A 20,623-nucleotide genomic window follows, 5' to 3' on the forward strand; every position below is an offset into this window, starting at 1 on the left:
AACTTGAGGTCGTCTGAAAGATAAATTTTTAAAGATAAAAATTTAGAATAAAGGACTTGTCTTTTGTGATTCAAGTTATCCGGCCTGAAGACCGAAATACACTCTAAGGTCAGTCTACAGCGAATGAAATGAGTTGATTTTCAAGAAAAATCCTTTATATTATCAAATAGAAATATCAAAAACTCCCTGCAGTTTGGTGCATTAATTGAGAGAATTCTTTCAAGAACTTCTTGAGAAACTGCAATTTTACGATACATACTATTTCTAAGTGCTATTTCAAGAATTATCAAGGTTTCAAGAAAAGTTTCCAAAGAATTAAATGCCTTAACCACCATTCCTGGATAATCCAAATAGTAAAATCCTGGCTTTTGGACAAGAATTTCGCCACTTACAGTATTGTAATACACAGGATCCGATTCTAAAAACACTGCAAACTCAATTAGATTTTCACCAACAGGATTATGATTCAAAAAAGTAAAGAAGGCAAGTCTTTCAAAAAACTTATTAACAATTATTGAATCAAACAGACTTTTCTCGAGTTTTTGATCGTACTTTGTATAGCTATTGTGAATTTCCACTAAAGCTTCATTATTAGTTAGTTCTAAATCATGACGGTGATAAAAACTTATTAGTTCTTCATTTGAGGGAAGTGAATCATTAAGTTGTTTAACTAATTCTACAATTTTCATCTTAAGTAATTATTAATCATATTATTATGTATTTTTTCTGTAACCATGAAAGAATAGAATGCTTTAAATTACCTATCAAAATAATGCACAAGAGCAGAGTTCATGCATGGTTTTTCTATCACTAATCTTTTTTAAATAAGACTGGCATATTATAATATACTCTTACCAATTTACCGTTTTGACTGCCAGGGTTCCACTTAGGCATTAACTTTATAACTCTTACCGCCTCTTCGTCACAACCATAACCCAAACCTTGCCTTACTTCAACATTCCCAATTGAACCATCTTTTTCAACAACAAATTTTAAAAATACCCTACCAGAAATATCATTCCTTTGAGCCTCAAAAGGGTATTTAATGTTATCATTTATAAAATTGTACATAGCTTTCTGGCCTCCCATAAACTCAGGGTTTTGCTCAACCGCTGTAAATATTTCATCAACCTCTAAAGGAATTTTTATTGATATAGTTGACTCAACAGCAATATTTTTTTCATTAAAAGCGGGATGCCAAGAACCTAATGAGATTATTATCGAAATTAATTGTTCAATTAATGCTGAATTTGAATTATTGGAGCTGGAAAATTTTGAAAGGGAGCCATCCATTCCAACAGTGAATTTAAGATCGATGAACGCGTTTGTATTTATATCCTTTTCAGTTACAAGAAACTTTTCTTGCAAAAGCCTTAAGAATTCAGACTTATCATTTGAAAAACGTGGCAAAACTTTAATCTCTTCTTGTCCTGGAGTCGGTAAAAGAACTAATTCTTGGGCATTAGATTGAGAAGATTGAAATAGGAAAATAAATATAACGAAACAATAAAAAATACTTCCTTTTATTTTTCTAAAATAATAAACTTTTATGGACATAGTTTAATGTTTTCGTTATTTATATAAGTTAAAAAATAATTTACATCTAGGTTTATGAAGTATTCAATTATCTAAATAGTGCCCTTGAGCAGAAACGACAGTTACAGTTACAATAAATTCTTCAGCTGAATAAACCAATATTTCTTTTTTTGTATCTACGAGACCAAAAACCAGCAAGATCAAATCTTAGTTTTTCTGGATTTCCAATTCCAGTGTAGGAAGTTTCTGAAAGTTCACTCTTCGACATCTTACCGTTGTCGAAGCGAGATAGGGAGGATTTCCAATCCGACATTATGATATTGCTAGTTCAAACGGTTCCCTACATATTCACAATTTCGAAACTAAATAGCCGAGGTTTTCCACTCTAATTATCAACAATTCTATATCAATTAATTCAAGACCCCTTTTCATGGTAGCGGATTAAAAGTAATAGGGAAGGATGTTAAGAAACTGGGTGTATAAAACTTTGTTCGAAATCCTTAAACAAAATCTTCCATCGTCAAATTTGATTGCCTCACAATTGAACGAAAAGTACCAAAAGGTATTTCCTTTTTATTCATAGGTACTATTACAGTTAAAACAGGATTAATTCCTTTTCTAAATTTTGCATGACTTCCTTTCTGGAAACATATTCAAATCCCATTCGCATTAAAACTTTTACGATATATTCGGAAGAATATAATTTAGGCATGAGAAAATGTAGTATGAATAATTTCAAGTTGCTCTATTTCTTGAATAGAACTAGGACTACTGTCTTCAAAATAAAGCTCTAGGGCTTCCTGAAGGTTTTCTAATGCCTCTTTTTTAGTTTCACCAAAACTAGATACATCTACATTTAAACATTGAGCAACAAAATGCTTCCCTTCTTTCCAAACAATATTTTCAAGATTTATCATTTTATTCAATTTTGTTTACAAATTTAATCTTTTTTTATCAATAACACTTAATTCGATATTTTGATTTTCTGTGGTAAATCAAATGATAAAAATTTACTGCCGTTGTTTTCAAATAATTTAAGCCCTATAATTAAAGCCCATTCCCAGTTCAAAAAGCTATATATCGATTTTCCACCAAAAATCGCTAATTTTGCGGAAAATTTGATTTAAAAAACGCAATGGCAGAGTACAGACACCGAGAGATAGAGAAAAAATGGCAACAATATTGGGAAAATAACCACACCAACAAAGTTGAAATAGACACCACAAAACCTAAATGCTACGTTCTGGATATGTTTCCATATCCATCTGGGGCAGGTTTGCACGTGGGTCATCCACTCGGGTACATCGCTTCTGACATCTATAGCAGATACAAAAAACTCAAGGGCTTCAATGTATTGCACCCTATGGGTTTTGACTCATTTGGTTTGCCTGCCGAGCAATATGCCATCCAAACGGGGCAGCATCCGGCCATTACGACAGAGAAAAACATCGAAACTTATATCGGCCAGTTAAAAAACATCGGTTTTTGCTACGATTGGTCGCGTGAAGTGCGTACTTCTGACCCTGCTTACTACAAATGGACACAGTGGATTTTCATGGAATTGTTTAATGCTTGGTACAACAAGGAGACCGACAAAGCCGAAAATGTGGCTACTTTGTACGATTTGTTTGCCAAAGGCGGCTCAAATGCAGCCAAAGCGGTTTGTGACGAAGAATTGCCAGAATTTACAGCCGAAGAATGGAATTCATGGTCGAAAGAAAAACAATATGAGGTTTCTTTAAACTACCGTTTGACCTATTTGGCAGAGTCGGTGGTCAATTTCTGTCCTGAATTGGGCATGGTTTTGTCAAACGACGAAGTGAAAGACGGCGTTTCGGAACGTGGTGGCTATCCGGTGATTCAGAAAAAAATGAGTCAGTGGATGATGCGTATCACCGCTTATTGCGACAGATTGATTTCTGGCTTGGATACCATCGACTGGTCGGAATCTTTGAAAGACCAACAACGCAACTGGATTGGAAAATCCAATGGTGCTTCGGTAAAATTCGAAGTGGAGAATTCTGATAAAAAAATTGAAGTTTTCACTACAAGAATTGACACGATTTATGGCGTTTCGTTCCTTGTTTTGGCTCCAGAACACGAATGGGTGGCCGATTTGACCACTTCTGAGCAAAAAGCAAGCATAGAAGAATATATCCTAGAAACCCAAAAACGTTCGGAATTGGACCGTATGTCTGATGTTAAGAAAGTTTCGGGTGCGTTTACGGGTTCATACTGCATAAATCCATTCAATGGCGAGCGAGTGCCAATTTGGATTGCAGATTACGTATTGGCTGGCTACGGAACAGGTGCTGTGATGGGTGTACCATCTGGCGATCAACGTGACTGGAATTTTGCAACGCATTTCAGTCTGCCCATCATTCCGATTTTAGATGCTCAAGCAGATATCGAAACCCAAGCAGATGCCACAAAAGAAGGAAAATACATCAATTCGGGCATGATAAATGGCTTGGATTACAAAGCAGCAACTGCGAAATTGGTGGCTTATTTGGAAGAAAATAAAATTGGACGTGGAAAGGTAAATTACCGTTTGCGTGATGCCGTTTTTGCTCGTCAACGTTATTGGGGAGAGCCAGTTCCGGTTTATTTCAAGCCGAATGCAGAGGGAACGCTAGTGCCTCATTTGGTAGATAAAAAGGATTTGCCTTTGATTTTACCTGAAATAGACAAATACCAACCTACAGAAACAGGTGAACCGCCTTTAGGGAGAGCTAAAAATTGGACTTATACACCCGAAGGTTCAACAGAAGCTTATCCACTAGAAATGAGCACCATGCCAGGTTGGGCAGGAAGTAGCTGGTATTGGTACCGCTACATGGACGCCAACAACGACACCGATTTTGCATCAAAAGAAGCATTGGATTATTGGCAAGATATTGATTTGTATTTGGGCGGAACCGAACACGCCACGGGTCACCTTTTGTATAGCCGTTTCTGGAACAAAGTTTTGAAAGATTTGGGCTATGTAAAACAAGAGGAATTTGCTAGGAAATTGATCAATCAGGGGATGATTCAGGGTCGTAGTAACTTTGTTTACAGAGTTAAAGATGCCGAAAAACCAACTTTTGTTTCCTTGGGTTTAAAGGATCAATACGAAACCGTAAAACTTCATGTAGATGTAAACATCGTTGAGGCGGACGTTTTGGATTTAGAAAAATTCAAAACTACCAGAAACGATATTGGCGATGAACCACAATTCATCCTAGAGGACGGGAAATATATTTGCGGTTCTGAGGTTGAAAAAATGTCCAAATCCAAGTTCAATGTAGTCAATCCTGACACCTTGGTAGAAAGATACGGAGCAGACACCTTGCGTCTTTACGAGATGTTTTTGGGGCCTTTGACAGAGTCGAAACCTTGGGATACGCGTGGAATTGAAGGAACTTATAGATTTTTGAGGAAATTCTGGCGTTTGTTTTTCGATCAAAACGGTAATCCGATTTTCAAAGATGAAGAACCTACCAAAGACGAATTAAAATCTTTGCACAAAACCATCAAAAAAGTAGCAGAAGATGTGGAGAATTTCTCTTTCAATACTTCAGTGAGCTCATTCATGATTTGTGTAAACGAATTGACGGATCTAAAATGCCACAAATTGGCCATTTTGAAAGATTTGTTGATCATCATTTCTCCTTATGCTCCGCATATTGCAGAAGAACTTTGGGAGCAAATTGGCGAGACAGAGAGTATCACAAAAACTACTTTTCCGACTTTTAATCCTGCTTATTTGGTAGAAGATAGTTTTGAATATCCTATCCAAATCAATGGAAAAGTGAGGGTGAATATAAACTTCCCAGCAGATATGCCAAAAGAAGAAATAGAGAAGCAAGTATTGGCTAACGAGCAGGTTATCAAATGGATGGAAGGCAAAGAATTGAAAAAGATAATCGTAGTGCCGAAGCGTATTGTGAATGTGGTTGTTTGAGGTGGAATGGTACACAGATAACACGGATTGAATCGATTTACGCTGATATCTAATTTTGAAGCCTGAGGATTTGAAGTCTTCAGGCTTTTTTTTAGGCTAAAATAAAAAAGTGCTTCTTAAATAATTGGCAAAAATTAAACAAGCAAAAAGGACAGTAGGGTGGTCAAAGTATATTAACAACAAATAAAATCACGAATGAATCGACCTCATAGAGGTCGGACTTCGGCTGGTCGTTATATCTCAATCTAAAATCCTTCGACCGCTCTGCGGTCGGATTGGTGAAAACTAAATCGTTTTAAATTTCTAAAATATTTCGACCTCTCTGAGGTCGGATAGGCCAACTCGAAACATTTTTTAAATTTATGATTTACATTGATTTTTAATTATTTGAACCTGAGGATTTAATGTCTTCAGCTTTTTTCAATCTCCTAAAATAAAAAAGTGCTTCTTAAATAATTGGCAAAAATCAAACAAGCAAAAAGGACCGTAGAGCGGTCAAAGCATATTAACAACAAATAAAATCACGAATGAATCGACCTCAGAGAGGTCGAACTTCGGCTGGTCGTTATATCTCAATCTATAATCCTTCGACCTCTCTGAGGTCGGGACAAGACAAACTAAACCTTTTTCAAATTTCTAAACAAAAAAATACAAAAAAGCCAGTTTGAAGATTCAGACTGGCTTTTTTGTTTATAAATTTAATTGGGTGATGACTGCGTTTACAGTAAAATTCCCGTTGACTGTGCCATCTTTGTAAACACCAGTTTCGTAATAACCACTCTCTGCTGTACCTACCACCAATCCACCAGTAGATACCGTAAAGTTTCCTCCTTTTATCAATTTTGAAGAAGAGAAAATAAATGAAAAGTAATTGATTTGCGGCCTAAAAGTCACTAGGCTCTCTCCTTTGGCATTACTGATATTGATCAATTTTCCCGCCTCATTTCCTTTTTTAAAGTTTATGAGAACCGAATTTTGGGGTGAAATAGCACTTGGTGCTTGTAGAAACCGTGAGTTAGAACCAGAGGCTATAATTAGACCAGCAATCATTCGAAAAGTACCATTGTAATCCAATGGCACTTCGGCTGAAATCGGCCCGTGCATAATCATGGTTCCACCACTCATTTCCACATTACCATTACTATCCAAAAGATCGCCAGAAGTACTTCTCAAAATCAGGGTACCATTTTTTATGTAGACATACGAACCATCATTTTGTTCTGAATCTCTAATAGATGAGGCACTAATACAGTCATTTAGCGTGCTTAATTCATACTTTCCAGCACCGATATTGATGGTTTTGGCTTCAAAACCTTCAAAAGCATAAAGGACTGTTATTTTGCAATTTTCTATGGTAAGTGAGTTGTCGCCATGAAAAGCGTCATCACCCGTCTGTACTTTGTATTCACCGCCAAGTATTCTAAGGTCCGAATTAGAATGAATGGCGTCATCTGCACAATTGAGACTCAATTGTTTTGCTATTACATTAACCTCATTCTCGGCCTTTATTCCTTTTGCGGAGTTTCCATTGGGCAAAAAAGCTGCAAAGCCTCCCCCAGCTTTAATATTATAAACACCACCATTTATATTAACTTTTGAATAAGCCGAAATTCCATCACCCTTGGCAGTTATATCAAACAGACCATCGTTTATTTCTATAAAACCAGAATTCCTATTGACCTCATTATCAGACTTAAGAGCGTCACCACCAGCTATCAAATCGAATTCTCCGCCTCGAATTACTACAAAATCTTTCCCCCTGATAGCCTCATCTTTGGCATCGACTTTTATTTTACCGTTTCGAATCAACAAACCATCTTTTGACGAAAGACCATCTTCAAAATTTGACTTTACATTCAAAACCCCTTCACCATCAACAATCGTGAAGGTTTGGCTGTAAATGGTAGCATTTTGTCCATCTTGGGTCAATAAGTAATTTTCATTATCACTGAAATTATTGACAGTTCCTTTCTCTAAAAAAATCAAAACCCTTTCCGCTTTATCAATAAACAAGGACGAACCTTTGTCAGAATGCACCTCTACCCCATTCAAAATTAGCCTTACAATATCATTTCCGGCCGATTGAACTATAATCTGGCCATTACTTAGCTTTCCAGAGATTCTATAAGTGCCTGGTGCTGAAATTTTTAAATTTCCTTGTGAAAAATCCACTCCTGAACCAACTATTTCAGCTGAATTATCCTTGAGAATGATTAATTTTTCCACATTGGCCTCCCATTTATAGTCTTTTTCAGTTTCCAAATCTTCCAAAGTTTTGAAAACCTCCGTCGTTGGTTCAATGACCTCAGCTTCCTTTTTGCAAGAAACGAGGCTAACGATACCAACAAATAAGATTGTCCAAAAACTTTTCATTTTTTAAGAATGTTAGTTGCTCATGTTATAATTCTTGAAATTACGTAAATTCAAAGTCAGAGTTGCAATTTTTTGCCTGATTTTAGGTCTTACCATTATTATCGGACCTAAAAAAACAGATTAATCCAATATTTAGGAACAAAATTTGTTAATAGATAGTAAACCATTTTCGTTTTAATGAAAAAATTAATTGTTCTACTTTTTATAAGTTTTAAGGCCTTCGCTCAGTTTCCTGAGGGATTATTGGCAGATAGCTCTGACATTTATACTAAATTCAAATTCGCCAAATATGACTCCTTATTGACAGAACTGAAATCACCTGAAAATGAAGATTTCATAAAAGATTTCAATAAGAAATTCGGAGCTTTTTTTGATACAAAAAAACAATACGAGTATCTCCTTACTGCCAATATCGACCAGTTAGAAATGGATCTTTATGACCAAAGAAAGGCTCAATTGGATTTCCTCAAAAAAGCCAAAGTGTCAAAGTTTTTAGCAGAACATCTCGAAAAAGAAATCAAATATAACTATTGGCACCTGATATTTGCTTATCCCATAGAGCGGGGAAATAGTGACCAAAAGCTGAGAAGGGTAATTTCTCTGCCAAATGTGATGGTCGAGGCCCTAAAAGCAGATATGATGAAGGATGCCAGTCTCATGCACAATAAGTCTTACAGGAATCTTTTGATGTATTATATCACCTACAAAAACTCAGAGGAGAAAGATTTTGTAAAATATGCCAACCAACTTCAATCCGTGACCGATAAGGCCGATTTTGCTCAGAAAAATTTTGGAGGCGATATACTGGATTATTCATTGGCCCAACTTCTTATCAATAACAAAAAATATTTGGGTGTTAGAACAACTAGAAATATTGCTCGCAACATCAAAAATAACAGTGTAAGGTATGTATTTGAGGGTGATTTTATGAAAGATATCATCGCGAATGAAGCAATAGCCATTGCCAAAAAGAAAGAGGAAGATGAGAAAGCAGCTAAAAAATCAGCGATACAGTTCACCGATATTAACGGCAAAATGTTTGACTTCAGCAAATTTGCTGGCAAAGTGGTTTATGTAGATTTTTGGGCGAGCTGGTGTGGGCCATGTAAAGCCGAATTTCCGTATTCAAAAACCATGCATTCTGGACTATCGGAAAAAGACAAGAAGAACATAGTTTTCCTTTATATTTCTATCGATGACACCGAAGACAAATGGCGTAACGGCATAAAATCCAACGGTTTAGAGGAATTTGAAAACGCATGGGTATCGCCAGAATGGTCAGTTAAAGCTTCACAGTTATATATGATAAGAACCATACCTAGATACATGATAATAGACAAAACAGGCAAAATTGTAAGTCCTGATGCAAAACGGCCTAGTAACCCTGATACGCTGGGGCAATTGCTTGACCTTGCAAAATAATTGGTAACATTAAAGCCATGAATAGCAAAAATTTAATAATTTTGAATCAATAACGATTTCTGTTCGTTTTGTTTAAAAGAATCAAGTAAAAGCATGTTTAAGTTCATATTTCTCATATTGTTATTGTTGGTGTTTGTGGCACCGCTGAGGAGGTTTTTGTTTTGGTTAATTGTTGGAAGACAAATAGTTAAAGAACAAAAAAAATATCACCAACCCTCAGCTCCTATTCGTCCTGAAGGTGAAATCAAAGTGGAATACAAACCCAATAGAAACGACCGCCCTAGCGATAATGGTGGCCAGTATGTTGATTACGAAGAAGTTAAATAATTATGCTCAAAAAGAGATTCAACATTCCCATATCCATAGATTTTGCTGTTTTATTACTCCGAGTTGTTCCCTCTCTTTTTATGATGGGTCATGGTTGGAGCAAACTATCTAATGTCCTCAATGGCGATTGGTCTTTTGCTGACCCAATCGGTGTAGGTGAACCCATTTCTTTGGTACTTACTATTTTTGCAGAATTAGTTTGTTCCATATTGGTGATAGTAGGATTTTTTACTCGTCCTGCTTTGGTAATTCTAATGGTTTTGTGCACGGTCATAATTTTCATTATTCACGGTGCTGATCCCATAGGAGACAAAGAACATGCGGCCCTATTTTTCGCTATTTATGCGGCAATTTTCATTACAGGCCCGGGCAGAATGTCGATAGATAACAGACTATTTAGCAGATAATATTTCCTTGTGAATAACTTCAGGGAAATATTGATACTCCAGTTGATGAATTTTTTGTGCCACATCATCTGCGGTATCGTTTTTTGTAACCTCGCATTTGGCCTGAAAAATGATTTTCCCCTCGTCGTAATGCTCATTTACGTAGTGAATGGTTATGCCAGTCTCAGTCTCTTGATTGGCCACCACCGCCTCGTGTACGTGATGCCCCCACATGCCTTTTCCGCCATATTTGGGCAATAAAGCTGGGTGAATATTTATCATACGGTTTTCAAAAGCCCTCGTGAGATTATTTGGTACCAACCACAGAAATCCCGCCAATATAACCCAGTCGATCTTTTGCGATTGAAGTATTTCCACTATCTTGCCTGTTTTGGCAAATAGTTTTTTATTGAAAATTAAGGTAGGAACGTTTAACCTTTGGGCCCTTTCTATAACTCCAGCTGTAGGATTATTGGTCAGAATCAAACAGACCTCCACTTCGTTGTTCGAACTGAAATATTCAACAATTCGCTCAGCATTAGACCCTGAACCTGAGGCAAAAATGGCAATTTTTATCATAATTTTACACAAAAACAATACTGGCTACACCCAAAAGCATGATGATTTTACAAATTCGGCTCAATTGGGCAAAATGGCTTTTTCTATCGGCCAAAATTAGTTTATAGACCATTACCATCAAAAGTATTCCGAGTATTCCGAAACAAATCCAAAGATTAAAGTTAGACAGTTTAGCAAGTAGAATTAATACCAAAACAACAAAAAGAATCAACAAAGCATAGATAATCGTCTTTGTCTTTCTAATGCCAAGAGTAATCGGGAGAGTTTTAGATCCATGTGCGGCGTCGCCTTTCATATCTTCCAAGTCCTTTATAATTTCCCTCACCAAGTTGATAAAAAATGCAAAGAGGGCATAAATATGAATGATAATCCGACCAGGCTCATAATAAATGGCGATTTCGCTTATTGACATTGCTGTGAGAAATGCAACAATCAGATTTCCAGAAAATGGCTTTTTCTTAAACACGGAGGCATAAAACCAAAGAATACTTACCGAGAAAACATTGATTATAAAAATTCTCCAGCCCAGAAACAAACCTAAGAATATGCCTATGCCGCTAAAAACCTGATGCATAAGCAAAGCATATCTTCGTTTGATAATTCTGCCCACAAAAACCTCTTTTGGTTTATTGATTTGGTCAATTTTTACATCAAAATAATCGTTAATGACATACCCTCCACCGGCAATAAACAAAGTAGAAATGACCAAAATTAAGAATCTCCAATCGCTAAAAATAGAATATTCTGCATTTTGAATCAAAAAATACCTAACCAAATACTGCGAAAACGCAATAATGAGCAGGTTGTTCCAACGAATAAGTTTAAGGAATGGTTTGATATAAGTTTCTTTGGTTGCCAAAAATATCAAGAAAAGCTAAGAAATAAAAAGTAAATGATTAAATGGCACAAAGTAAGTGACATTTATCAAAAAACAGGATTCAAGGTTTGGGCTTTCTGCTCACTTTTATGATCGATTTCTAATTTGATTCTAATCTAAATTTTACAATGGGAATTATTTGCCAGCATTTGGTTGTTCTATAATTCAATACGCAAAAAATATAGAATGAGAATTGGAATTGTATGTTATCCAACTTTTGGAGGTAGTGGAGTTGTAGCCACAGAATTAGGCAAAGCATTAGCACAAAAAGGTCACGAAGTTCACTTTATCACTTACTCGCAACCCATACGACTCGATTTTTTTAACGAAAATATATTCTACCACGAAGTTAATATTTCCTCATATCCCCTGTTTCAATATCCACCCTATGAGTCGGCATTGGCCGGAAGGATGGTTGATGTAGTAAAACACGCCAATCTAGATCTTTTACACGTGCATTATGCCATTCCTCATGCTACTTCGGCTTATTTGGCAAAGCAAATATTGAAAAGCGAAGGCCTGAATATACCTGTAGTTACCACGCTACACGGAACGGATATTTCTATTGTTGGTCGTGATCCGGCTTTAAGTCCAGTAGTTACTTTCAGTATAAACGAATCTGACGGTGTTACGGCCGTTTCCAAAGATTTGAAAATAGATACAGAATCAGCTTTTAAAGTCAATAAAGATATAGAAGTAATCTACAACTTTGTAGACCTCACTCGTTTCTACAAACAAGAAAAAGAGCATTTCAAACGCTTCATTTGTCCAAACAACGAAAAACTGCTCGTTCATGCCTCCAACTTCAGGAAAGTAAAGCGAATTGTCGACATTATCAAAGCCTTTGCAAAAATCAGAAAGCATATTCCGAGTAAACTCTTGATGGTCGGCGATGGAGAAGAAAGACAAAATATGGAGCATTTAAGTAGAGACCTTGGACTGAGCGAAGATATTCGCTTTATAGGTAAACTCGAAGCTATAGAGGAAGTTTTATCAGTTGCTGATTTGTTTTTCATGCCTTCTGAAAAAGAAAGTTTTGGACTCGCAGCTCTAGAAGCGATGGCTTGTGAAGTACCCGTAATATCGAGCAATACAGGTGGATTGGCTGAGTTAAACATTCATGGCGTAACTGGCTTCCTAAGTAATGTGGGTGATATTGATGACATGGTAAAAAATGCCTTATTTGTGCTCCAAGACGACCAATTGCCTACTTTCAAAAAGAACGCCTTGGAAAGGGCGAAACAATTTGACATGAATGTAATCGTTCAACAATACGAGGCTTACTATCACAAAATCATCGACAGTTTGAAATAAGCCCCATTAATTTGTAAATTGCTGAGAAATATATTCGGTAAGATTGTAGAAAACTGCTGCAATACCCCCTAAAAGATTAAATGAAAGAATTAGCCCATCTCAATAAATACTTTTTCAAATACAAATTTTATCTTTTCTGGGGAATAGTTTTCACGCTAATATCTAATCTTTTTGGTATCGTACCCGCTCAGGTAGTCAGGCATGCCTTAGAAATGGTTAAGGCGAATATTGCCCTGTACTTTTTGTTCGAAAACTCATCATTACAAGTCAGTTCTTACAAAATCATCACCTTTAGCATCGCAGTTTTTGGTGTATTGATTTTGGCCATGGCCATCTTGAAGGGTATTTTTTTGTTCGCAGTTCGTCAAACATTGATCGTGATGTCGCGACATATAGAGTATGACCTCAAAAATGAGATTTACGCTCATTATCAAACACTTCCGCTTTCATTTTACAAGAAAAATAGTACTGGCGATCTCATGGCCCGTATTTCGGAAGATGTCTCCAAGGTAAGGATGTACATCGGCCCATCACTCATGTACCTCATAAACATGGTAATCTTAGTGTTTTTGGTGTTAAGTTACATGTTTTCGGTCAATGCCCGCCTTACTTGGTTCGTGCTCATTCCGATGCCGATACTATCTTTAAGTATATTTTTGGTGAGTAGTATCATCAACAAAAAGTCCGAAAAGATTCAAAAAAGTCTTTCCAACCTTTCCACTTTTGTTCAAGAAGCTTTTTCGGGAATCAGGATTATTAAATCTTTTGCCAAGGAGGAAAAATTCGTCGAAACCTTCACTAAGGAAAGCGAAAACTACAGAAAAGAATCACTGAGCTTGACTAAAGTTGATGCCTTGTTCTCCCCTGCTATTTCGTTTTTGATAGGTTTGAGTACAGTCATTTGTGTTTATGTCGGGGGTCAAGAGATTATTGCTGGTAAAATAACTGCAGGAAACATCACAGAGTTTATTATGTATGTTTTTATGCTCACCTGGCCCCTAACCGCTTTGGGTTGGACCTCGGGACAAATACAAAGGGCCGCGGCTTCGCAAAAAAGAATCAACGAATTCTTGAAAATAAGGACAGATATTATCTCATCCGAAAATAAAAATCAAGATCTCCAAGGTAAAATCAGCTTTCAAAACGTATCCTTTACTTACCCTGACACAGGCATAAAAGCCCTAAAAAATATCAGTTTCGACATAAAGGAAGGAGAATCCATCGCCATAATAGGTTCAACTGGTTCAGGAAAAAGTACCATTGCCAATCTTTTGTTTAGAATGTACGACGCCGATGAGGGAAAAATCCTCTTTGACGATACGGATATCAAGGCTTTAAATATCTCGAATTTCAGAAATCAACTGGCCTACGTTCCACAAGATGTCTTCCTTTTTTCAGAAACTATCCGAAACAACATCAAATTCGGCATTAATGGCGTAGCTGATTCAGAAATTTATGAATCGGCCAAAAAAGCCGAAATTTATAATAACATCATGGACTTTGAAGAAGGTTTCGACACCAAAATAGGCGAACGAGGAATTACCCTCTCTGGTGGTCAAAAACAAAGGATTTCGATTGCCAGAGCCATTATAAGAAACCCCAAAATACTGGTTCTGGACGACTGTCTATCAGCGGTTGACACCAATACCGAAAATGCCATTTTGAACAATCTGAGAGAAATCATGAAAGACAAAACTACCTTTCTGATTTCTCATAGGGTATCCAATGCTCGCTTGGCAGATAAAATAATTGTGCTTGACGATGGAAAAATCGTTGAGCAGGGAACACACGAAGAGCTTTTGGCCACTGCGGGTATGTACCGAGACCTTTACGAGAAACAAAGCTATTCAGAAACTGTACCTTCATGATTTCACTTGAAAAAATCCAGGCCGTTATTTTCGACATGGACGGCCTTCTGGTTGACTCCGAACCCATTTGGCAAGAGGCCGAGAAAGATGTCTTTAAAACTGTAGGAATCACCCTCAGCACCGAAGACTGCCTTAAAACGACTGGATTACCCACAGCTGCTGTTTTTGATTATTGGTTTGAAATTTCGCCGTGGACAAGAAAAACCAAAAAAGAATTGGAAGAAATGCTTTTCGAAAAGGTTTTTGCTTTAATCAAGCAAAATGCCACAGCTATGCCTGGTGTCATCGAGGCTTTGGCTTTTTTCAAAAACAAAGGCCTCAAAATAGGCTTAGCATCTGCTTCGCCCTTGGAACTCATTGATATAGTATTGGAAAAGCTCGAAATTAGAGACGCCTTTGACTTTTACCACTCAGCCACCTTGGAAAAGAACAACAAACCTCACCCCGATGTGTACTGGGCAGTATCTAAAAAATTAGGCTGTCCGATTGAAAACTGTTTAATTCTCGAAGATTCCATCAATGGTGTGAAAGGTGCCAAAGCCTCGGGGGCTATTGTAGTTGCGGTGCCTGATGAGCATTTCTATGATTTTGAAGATTACAAAATAGCAGATTATAAAATAAGGAGTTTGACCGAAATCAGTACATTGATATGTTAAAATCAATAGAAAACGAGAAATTTGTTAAGCTAAAAAAAACGGATGATGTTCTCCAAAAAGCCGAATATGACTACTGTCAATTTGTAGATTGTGATTTCTCAGGCTCAAATTTCCGTGATTATGTATTTGCTGAGTGTACATTTACCAACTGTAATTTAAGCAATATAGAAATAACCAATGCGGCTTTTAAAGATGTTAAATTCAACAATTGCAAGGCTTTGGGCCTTCAGTTTGCCAATTGTAATCCTTTTCTATTCGAGGTTAACTTCAAAGACTGTATTCTGAATCATTGCTCATTTTACAAAACTAACTTAAAGAAAACCGTTTTTGAAAATTGTAATCTCGAAGAGGCTGACTTTGTCGAGGCCAACTTGAGCGAGTCAGTATTTAAGAACACCAATCTTCTAGGGGCGGTATTCGATAATACTATCTTAGAAAAAGCTGATTTCAGAACAGCCAAAAACTTCAGGATAAATCCTTCTACCAACCGAATCGCCAAGGCTATATTTTCAAATGACAACCTCATGGGATTACTTTTGGATTTCAATATCAATTTCAAATAACATTTAGAAACCTTACCCTATTTTACAAAAAAAGGACGCTAAACAATGCTTAGCGTCCTTTTCTACTTTATCAGACTAAATTATTTTTTTACAAATTTCTTAACCACACTTCCACGCTTTTCGGTCAATTTTACCATATAAGTTCCAGGCGATAAATTCCCAATTGCAATTTCATAGTCCAACATGGTTCCATCTGTTGGTACCAATTCGTCCACCAGTTTCGCACCTCTTAACGAAAACACCTCTAACTTCACATTTTGGCTTTCTGCAACTTCTAGATTGATTTTCAGAGTCTCTTCTGTTGGGTTCGGGAAAATTTTCAAACCTGGCGTGCCATTGGTTTCATTGGCTAGAACCACTGGAACATCTTTTTGTATGTAAAGATTATCAATGGTCCAACCCCAGCCATTTGTCCACTGGTCAGCGAACATCCTGAACCTAATCAACAAGTTTTCACCCGCAAAGTCAGATGTAAAATCAGAGCCATAAATTTGTACAGTACGACGTTTAACCATTGCGGGAGTAGCTTTAGCGGTAGAATTACCCGCTGTTCCCGATGTAAAACTACTACCGAAGGCCGTATTCCAAACCGTTTGAGCACGACTGTCATAACCATCTTGTAATGGAAACCAGAAACTGCCGTCAAGTGAGCCCTCTACCACCACATAGTCGTAGAAATCTTGATCACCAAAAGCAGAACCTGCATCGCCTGGTTCTACTAAAGCCACCTCATCAAATGTAATTGTCGCATTAGTAGCTTTCAATTGAATCGGCGTTCTTAACATGGCTATGTCATTTTTGTCAAACGGCATATATATTCCACCATCCACTGGATCCAATAGACCTAAACCATTTGTATATGGGTGAGATGTGTTTAAGCTTTTAGAACTAAAGCCTTCTGGCTGGGCGATGTTGAAACCCAGAAGAGCAAAATCATCATTAGTGGTTTCGAAATCAGTCACATATTCAATGGCATTGGCAGATTTCAAACTCGTTACTGTAAAACTGTAAAAAGATTCGGCCGGTTTATCATTCTGGTTGGTACCTGCATAGTAAGTTGGTAGAACAGTTTTATTTTTTGATTTATCTATTGCAATTACCTGATAAGTAACTTTATCACCGACTTTTAAATTTTTAATGGCGTTTTCTGCAAGGTATGCCACGTCGTCTCCTCTGCCTTGAGAGAATACAGAGTTGTCAATACCTGGTCTGTATTTTTTGAGGCCAACTGAAGGTGCAACTACACCATTTACGGAGTAAGCCACATAAACTGTATCAATTCCTTCCTGAAAATCATCTATAACATTGGCAATCAAACTTACGGGTGAAGTTGATGGCAAAATATCTGGTGCATAATGTTCTATTCCAGGACCAGATACGTCTTTAGTGCCTATTTCGAAACTATAAATGAAGTTAGAAGCTGCCAAACCAGCATTTCCTGGGCTGGTGGTGGTTAGACCAAAATTATCTTTGGTTTCAAAATAATACTCCACTTTGGTAGTATTGGCTGGCAAATCAACTACAGCAAAATATTTTCCGGTGGTAGGGTCCTTTTGTAATTCAACAGTTTTCGCCTGACTTGAGGCAGCGTCATTCAACAGATACACCAACTTTGAGGTATTCGGTTTAAGGGTGGTATCTGACAAAATATTAGCCTCAAATCTTATCGTACCCGCCAAAGCTCGGTTTTTCAAAGCATCGTGGACTATTGAGGTACTTTTCCAACCCATATCCTGAAACATTTTCATAACCAAAGGTCCAGGATTCAGGTTTTTCTCCCTTAAACTCGCTGTAGGAGTCATTAGAGAATTTATGCCACCATTACCGTATTTGTCGTCGTCAAGATGTGAAATACTCGAACCACTCTCCCATGGGTTAGGAGCATAAATCAAGGCCTTATTTTCTTTAACATCTGATTGGGTATTAGGTCCAACAAAAAAGACATCCTCGCTAACAAGAGAATTTCTTAGGACATTTGATGGATTTTTAAACGTCAAGGTATCTATGAGGCTTTTACCTTCGCCTGTTTGTAAAAACTTATCATAAATGGCATTGAATCTAGTTCCGAAACCATAGAAACCTTGTTGACCCGAAACACGCATGGAGGAAACAAAGCCAAGCCCGTGGCCTAATTCATGCAATACAATAGAGGTAAAGTCAAAAGTACCGATTGGAACGTTCGGTGCTGTTCCGTAATACCATGGTATCTTACTGTTAAATCTACAGAAGATATCATCTTCGTTAATAGAGTTTAGCTCCCTCCCAGCCAATTTCTCAGCCAAAGCCAAAGGGTAAAAAGTATTCACTTCTCTAGCACCTGGAAAGTTCCTGTAATAATCGTTGGTATTTGCAGCTCCAAGTACATTTTGACCCAAATCTTCCCAATAGGCGGTAACCCGAATAGGTACATTAGAAACCAACAAAGCAGCCCAAATATCCACCGCACGCTGAAAGGCAGCCTTGGCATTTTCAGGAAAATCCACGTAATTAACTATAAACGTAGCCGCTTGGCCACTACCTATTTTGGCGTTTTTATTCTGCAGTTTGGCCTTTACTTCGGCTGGCATATCCACAAAAGACGGTCTGTCCACAAAACTGGCGGGACAAACGATCTCTTGTCCTTTGGTGTGCTCGGTTCTGAGATTGTATTTTTGCTGTGAGAAGGCCGACGAAACACCAAGAAGGCTCAGACCTAGAAGTACAAGTTTTTTCATAGTATAAATAAAATTTGCTCGGTTGGTTCGTAAATATAAATCAAAAATCAAGGCCATTGGTTCGAAAAAGCAAAATATTCAATAGCTTTACAATCAAATACGCAATTTCTCATTCAAAAGTATGCTTCTTCCAGAAGAAATATTAAAAAAATATTGGGGATACGACCAGTTCAGACCGTTACAAAGAGAAATCATCGAAAGCGTATTAAACAAAAGCGACACGCTGGCTTTGTTACCCACCGGTGGTGGAAAATCTATTTGTTTTCAGGTCCCAGGACTCATTTTAGATGGTGTTTGTATTGTAGTATCGCCACTTATTGCTCTCATGAAAGATCAAGTACGACAGCTTCAAGAGCGAGGTATTGCGGCCGAGGCCATTTATTCGGGGATGAAATTTGCAGAAACCGAGAGTATTTTGGACGATGCAGTGGATGGAAAGATTAAATTCCTCTATGTTTCACCAGAACGACTGAAAACCCACAATTTTCTGAATAGAATAAACTACATGACAGTTGGTTTATTAGCCATCGATGAGGCCCACTGTATCTCTAAGTGGGGTTATGACTTTCGCCCTTCCTATTTGCAAATCAACGAATTTAAAGCTGTTCTGCCCAAAGTACCTACCGTTGCACTAACAGCAACCGCTACTTTAAAAGTCAGGACTGATATCATCGAGAAATTGGAGCTCAAAAAATCGAACTTGTTTGTGCAAAGTTTTGCAAGAAATAACCTGTCCTACTCGGTTATAGAGTCCGAGCAAAAAGAAGTTAAATTGCTCCAAATTCTAAAAAAAGTAGAGGGTACGGCCATAGTTTACGCCAAAACTAGAAATCGAACGGTAGAATTTTCGAAATTTCTGAAAGCAAATTCCATCTCGGCAGATTACTATCATGCCGGACTGAGTCTCAAAGAAAGAAATACCAAGCAAGAAGACTGGATAAATAACAAAACCCGCGTTATGGTTTCGACCAATGCCTTTGGAATGGGGATAGACAAACCCGACGTCAGATGTGTGGTACATGTAGACCTTTGCGATAACTTAGAGGCTTATTATCAGGAGTCAGGACGGGCGGGGAGAGACAATCTTAAAGCCTATGCTATAGCTCTTTACAATGAAAACGATCTAGAAAACCTAGAGACCAATCTTGAACTTAAATATCCAGAAATCTCTTTTCTTTCCAAGGTTTATCAAAGCCTTTGTAACTACTACAAACTGGCGTTTGAAAGTGAAACCTTTGAAAGCTACGATTTTGAAATACAGAATTTTTCCGCAACTTTCGGCTTGAATGTCCGCTTGACGCATTACGCCCTAAAACTACTTGAAAGTCAAGGCCTTATTTATTTAAGTGATTCCTATTTTAACCCATCTAAACTCAAAATAATAGCGAATTCGGGTGAATTCTATAGTTTTCAACTACGAAATCCTCATCTGGAATTATTCTGTAAAACACTGTTAAGAATCTACGGTGGAGAAATCTATGCCAACTATATCAATATTTCGGAACAAGAAATTGGCAACGCCTATCATGCTTCCTTCAATGAGGTTGTTCAGAATCTCGAATTCTTAAACAAGCATCACATTGTTGACTATACGCCCCAAAAGACTATGCCACAATTGGGCTTTCTGACTCCAAGGCAAGATGCGGATAATCTTTCGCTTAACTACAAAGACATTGAATCCCGGAAAGTTAATGAAAAAAAAGCACTCAGAGCTGTAAAATTCTACACCGAACAGTCGGCCAAATGTAGAATGTTGCTCATACAAGATTATTTTGATGAAGATACATCGAAAACCTGCGGAATATGTGATGTATGCTTAAAGCTTAAAAAACTTGGCCTCAATACCGAATCAACAAACGCCTTGACGGATAAAATAACAAAGCTATTGCCCTGCACCGCCGCTAATCTTGAACTCCAACTGGCCAATGAAAACAAAGAAGAAATGGCCAAAATCATAAAGTTTCATTTTGAGAATGGCTTGCTCACCATTGATAGCCAAGGCCTGATATTCCGTAGGTAGTCTTTTGAGTTTTTAGCCCCAAATTCTACAAATATGAACCAA

Annotated in this window: 18 protein-coding genes; 9 read left to right on the forward strand and 9 right to left on the reverse strand. The window is 37.4% G+C overall.

All coding sequences use genetic code 11. From position 1 onward, the window contains the following. Positions 1 to 140: 140 nt before the first annotated feature. From EGI31_RS16580 to EGI31_RS16595, 5 genes are all read right to left on the reverse strand, one after another. Positions 141 to 689, reverse strand: a complete 549-nt coding sequence (locus tag EGI31_RS16580; protein ID WP_255038270.1) for a hypothetical protein — start codon at positions 687 to 689, stop codon at positions 141 to 143. Between the two features lie 121 nt (positions 690 to 810). Further along, the gene (locus EGI31_RS16585) at positions 811 to 1,557 is read right to left on the reverse strand and encodes an energy transducer TonB (RefSeq protein WP_255038271.1); all 747 of its coding nucleotides are present in this window, start codon (positions 1,555 to 1,557) and stop codon (positions 811 to 813) included. Positions 1,558 to 1,678: 121 nt separating this feature from the next. After that, positions 1,679 to 1,849, reverse strand: a complete 171-nt coding sequence (locus tag EGI31_RS16590) for a type II toxin-antitoxin system YoeB family toxin (RefSeq protein ID WP_255038272.1) — start codon at positions 1,847 to 1,849, stop codon at positions 1,679 to 1,681. 187 nt (positions 1,850 to 2,036) lie between these two features. Continuing rightward, complete coding sequence (locus EGI31_RS25470) at positions 2,037 to 2,189, reverse strand: type II toxin-antitoxin system HicA family toxin (RefSeq protein ID WP_374760701.1); 153 nt, start codon at positions 2,187 to 2,189, stop codon at positions 2,037 to 2,039. 51 nt (positions 2,190 to 2,240) lie between these two features. Then, on the reverse strand, positions 2,241 to 2,453 hold the full coding sequence (locus tag EGI31_RS16595; RefSeq protein WP_255038273.1) for a type II toxin-antitoxin system HicB family antitoxin: 213 nt from the start codon (positions 2,451 to 2,453) through the stop codon (positions 2,241 to 2,243). Between the two features lie 218 nt (positions 2,454 to 2,671). Between EGI31_RS16595 and leuS the strand changes: the two genes are divergently transcribed. Beyond that, complete coding sequence (gene leuS, locus EGI31_RS16600; protein ID WP_255038274.1) at positions 2,672 to 5,482, forward strand: leucine--tRNA ligase; 2,811 nt, start codon at positions 2,672 to 2,674, stop codon at positions 5,480 to 5,482. Between the two features lie 690 nt (positions 5,483 to 6,172). Here leuS and EGI31_RS16605 read toward each other — a convergent pair. Then, positions 6,173 to 7,855 (reverse strand): carbohydrate-binding domain-containing protein, encoded by a 1,683-nt coding sequence (locus EGI31_RS16605; RefSeq protein WP_255038275.1) that lies wholly within the window; start codon positions 7,853 to 7,855, stop codon positions 6,173 to 6,175. A gap of 177 nt (positions 7,856 to 8,032) precedes the next feature. Here EGI31_RS16605 and EGI31_RS16610 point away from each other — a divergent pair, with 177 nt between their 5' ends. The 3 genes from EGI31_RS16610 to EGI31_RS16620 all read left to right on the forward strand — a co-directional run bounded on the left by EGI31_RS16610 (position 8,033) and on the right by EGI31_RS16620 (position 10,011). Then, complete coding sequence (locus EGI31_RS16610) at positions 8,033 to 9,277, forward strand: TlpA family protein disulfide reductase (RefSeq protein ID WP_255038276.1); 1,245 nt, start codon at positions 8,033 to 8,035, stop codon at positions 9,275 to 9,277. A 93-nt stretch (positions 9,278 to 9,370) separates the two neighbouring features. Further along, on the forward strand, positions 9,371 to 9,604 hold the full coding sequence (locus EGI31_RS16615) for a DUF4834 domain-containing protein (protein WP_255038277.1): 234 nt from the start codon (positions 9,371 to 9,373) through the stop codon (positions 9,602 to 9,604). 2 nt (positions 9,605 to 9,606) lie between these two features. Continuing rightward, on the forward strand, positions 9,607 to 10,011 hold the full coding sequence (locus EGI31_RS16620) for a DoxX family protein (protein ID WP_255038278.1): 405 nt from the start codon (positions 9,607 to 9,609) through the stop codon (positions 10,009 to 10,011). Here EGI31_RS16620 and purN read toward each other — a convergent pair. Beyond that, a complete protein-coding gene (gene purN / locus EGI31_RS16625; RefSeq protein ID WP_255038279.1) occupies positions 9,997 to 10,569 on the reverse strand; it encodes a phosphoribosylglycinamide formyltransferase in 573 nt (190 codons plus the stop codon). The genes EGI31_RS16620 and purN overlap by 15 nt on opposite strands. A gap of 4 nt (positions 10,570 to 10,573) precedes the next feature. Further along, entirely contained in the window at positions 10,574 to 11,428 is an 855-nt protein-coding gene (locus EGI31_RS16630) for a geranylgeranylglycerol-phosphate geranylgeranyltransferase (RefSeq protein ID WP_255038280.1), read from the reverse strand. 204 nt (positions 11,429 to 11,632) lie between these two features. Here EGI31_RS16630 and bshA point away from each other — a divergent pair, with 204 nt between their 5' ends. The 4 genes from bshA (at position 11,633) to EGI31_RS16650 (ending at position 15,847) form a co-directional block, all read left to right on the forward strand. Further along, a complete protein-coding gene (gene bshA, locus EGI31_RS16635) occupies positions 11,633 to 12,760 on the forward strand; it encodes an N-acetyl-alpha-D-glucosaminyl L-malate synthase BshA (protein WP_255038281.1) in 1,128 nt (375 codons plus the stop codon). Positions 12,761 to 12,840: 80 nt separating this feature from the next. Continuing rightward, the gene (locus EGI31_RS16640; RefSeq protein WP_255038282.1) at positions 12,841 to 14,628 is read left to right on the forward strand and encodes an ABC transporter ATP-binding protein; all 1,788 of its coding nucleotides are present in this window, start codon (positions 12,841 to 12,843) and stop codon (positions 14,626 to 14,628) included. Beyond that, positions 14,625 to 15,284 (forward strand): hexitol phosphatase HxpB, encoded by a 660-nt coding sequence (gene hxpB / locus EGI31_RS16645; RefSeq protein WP_255038283.1) that lies wholly within the window; start codon positions 14,625 to 14,627, stop codon positions 15,282 to 15,284. Before EGI31_RS16640 ends, hxpB begins: the two co-directional genes overlap by 4 nt. Beyond that, positions 15,278 to 15,847 carry a pentapeptide repeat-containing protein gene (locus EGI31_RS16650; protein ID WP_255038284.1) on the forward strand — a complete coding sequence of 190 codons (570 nt, stop codon included), beginning with the start codon at positions 15,278 to 15,280 and terminating at the stop codon, positions 15,845 to 15,847. Before hxpB ends, EGI31_RS16650 begins: the two co-directional genes overlap by 7 nt. Before the next feature lie 80 nt (positions 15,848 to 15,927). Here EGI31_RS16650 and EGI31_RS16655 read toward each other — a convergent pair whose 3' ends face one another. Then, entirely contained in the window at positions 15,928 to 18,561 is a 2,634-nt protein-coding gene (locus tag EGI31_RS16655) for a T9SS type A sorting domain-containing protein (RefSeq protein WP_255038285.1), read from the reverse strand. 121 nt (positions 18,562 to 18,682) lie between these two features. Between EGI31_RS16655 and EGI31_RS16660 the strand changes: the two genes are divergently transcribed. After that, a complete protein-coding gene (locus EGI31_RS16660; RefSeq protein WP_255038286.1) occupies positions 18,683 to 20,581 on the forward strand; it encodes a RecQ family ATP-dependent DNA helicase in 1,899 nt (632 codons plus the stop codon). The last annotated feature ends 42 nt before the right edge of the window (positions 20,582 to 20,623 follow it).

Origin of the sequence: Lacihabitans soyangensis, from assembly GCF_024343775.1 — a bacterium.
Classification (GTDB): Bacteria; Bacteroidota; Bacteroidia; order Cytophagales; family Spirosomataceae; genus Leadbetterella; species Leadbetterella soyangensis.

What these genes read in the sequence shown, in the direction of transcription:
- EGI31_RS16615 (WP_255038277.1), top strand. Translation starts at nt 9,371, where the DNA reads ATGTTTAAGTTCATATTTCTCATATTGTTATTGTTGGTGTTTGTGGCA.
- EGI31_RS16655 (WP_255038285.1), bottom strand. Translation starts at nt 18,561, where the DNA reads ATGAAAAAACTTGTACTTCTAGGTCTGAGCCTTCTTGGTGTTTCGTCG.
- EGI31_RS16610 (WP_255038276.1), top strand. Translation starts at nt 8,033, where the DNA reads ATGAAAAAATTAATTGTTCTACTTTTTATAAGTTTTAAGGCCTTCGCT.
- EGI31_RS16605 (WP_255038275.1), bottom strand. Translation starts at nt 7,855, where the DNA reads ATGAAAAGTTTTTGGACAATCTTATTTGTTGGTATCGTTAGCCTCGTT.
- EGI31_RS16620 (WP_255038278.1), top strand. Translation starts at nt 9,607, where the DNA reads ATGCTCAAAAAGAGATTCAACATTCCCATATCCATAGATTTTGCTGTT.
- EGI31_RS16660 (WP_255038286.1), top strand. Translation starts at nt 18,683, where the DNA reads ATGCTTCTTCCAGAAGAAATATTAAAAAAATATTGGGGATACGACCAG.
- purN (WP_255038279.1), bottom strand. Translation starts at nt 10,569, where the DNA reads ATGATAAAAATTGCCATTTTTGCCTCAGGTTCAGGGTCTAATGCTGAG.
- EGI31_RS16590 (WP_255038272.1), bottom strand. Translation starts at nt 1,849, where the DNA reads ATGTCGGATTGGAAATCCTCCCTATCTCGCTTCGACAACGGTAAGATG.
- EGI31_RS16595 (WP_255038273.1), bottom strand. Translation starts at nt 2,453, where the DNA reads ATGATAAATCTTGAAAATATTGTTTGGAAAGAAGGGAAGCATTTTGTT.
- EGI31_RS16585 (WP_255038271.1), bottom strand. Translation starts at nt 1,557, where the DNA reads ATGTCCATAAAAGTTTATTATTTTAGAAAAATAAAAGGAAGTATTTTT.
- EGI31_RS16650 (WP_255038284.1), top strand. Translation starts at nt 15,278, where the DNA reads ATGTTAAAATCAATAGAAAACGAGAAATTTGTTAAGCTAAAAAAAACG.
- hxpB (WP_255038283.1), top strand. Translation starts at nt 14,625, where the DNA reads ATGATTTCACTTGAAAAAATCCAGGCCGTTATTTTCGACATGGACGGC.
- EGI31_RS16580 (WP_255038270.1), bottom strand. Translation starts at nt 689, where the DNA reads ATGAAAATTGTAGAATTAGTTAAACAACTTAATGATTCACTTCCCTCA.
- leuS (WP_255038274.1), top strand. Translation starts at nt 2,672, where the DNA reads ATGGCAGAGTACAGACACCGAGAGATAGAGAAAAAATGGCAACAATAT.
- EGI31_RS16640 (WP_255038282.1), top strand. Translation starts at nt 12,841, where the DNA reads ATGAAAGAATTAGCCCATCTCAATAAATACTTTTTCAAATACAAATTT.
- bshA (WP_255038281.1), top strand. Translation starts at nt 11,633, where the DNA reads ATGAGAATTGGAATTGTATGTTATCCAACTTTTGGAGGTAGTGGAGTT.